Source organism: Acidisoma sp. L85 (assembly GCF_009765865.1).
Lineage (GTDB): Bacteria > Pseudomonadota > Alphaproteobacteria > Acetobacterales > Acetobacteraceae > Acidisoma.
In genome coordinates, this window is the sequence record NZ_LMUQ01000043.1 from 53,084 (window position 1) to 53,668 (window position 585).

A 585-nucleotide genomic window follows, 5' to 3' on the forward strand; every position below is an offset into this window, starting at 1 on the left:
TTGGGTTCCGCTGCTCTTGGGTGTGTTTATCTTCACGATCATGACCACATGGCATCGCGGCGTCGAGGCCATGCGGCGCCGCGCGGCGGAAAATGAGAAGAGCCCCGCAGACTTCTTCGCGGAACTCGAAACCGGGAACATCGCGCGGGTGCCCGGCACAGCGGTGTTTTTGAGCCGCGGCGGCATTCTGATCCCGCTGGTACTTCTCCGCCACATTGCCGATATGAAGGCGCTGCAGGAGACAGTCGTAAGTTTGACTCTAGCCTTTGACGAGATCCCGCGCGTACCCGAGGAGAAGCGAGCCGAGGTCGAGCAGATAGCCGACGGTCTATGGCGCGTGACCGTTCGATTTGGCTTCGTCGAGGTGCCGAGCCTGACGGTCGCCCTCGCCCTTGCACGGAAGCAAGGCTGCCCGCTGAACCTCGATTCCGCCATCTTCTTTGCGGCTCGCGACGAGATAGTGCGCAGCAAGGATCGACCTCGTCTAGCCGGATGGCGGCGCATGATCTTCGCTTTCATGTATCGGAATGCCGTGCGGGTGCCGGATAGGTTCGACCTGCCCGCCGATAGATTTCTGGAAGTCGG

General features: G+C 61.2%; 1 protein-coding gene. It reads left to right on the top strand.

What is annotated here, in order from left to right:
• Window positions 1-585 (top strand): KUP/HAK/KT family potassium transporter (locus GSQ83_RS29895; protein WP_216850112.1); only part of this gene is annotated, 585 nt, incomplete at both ends.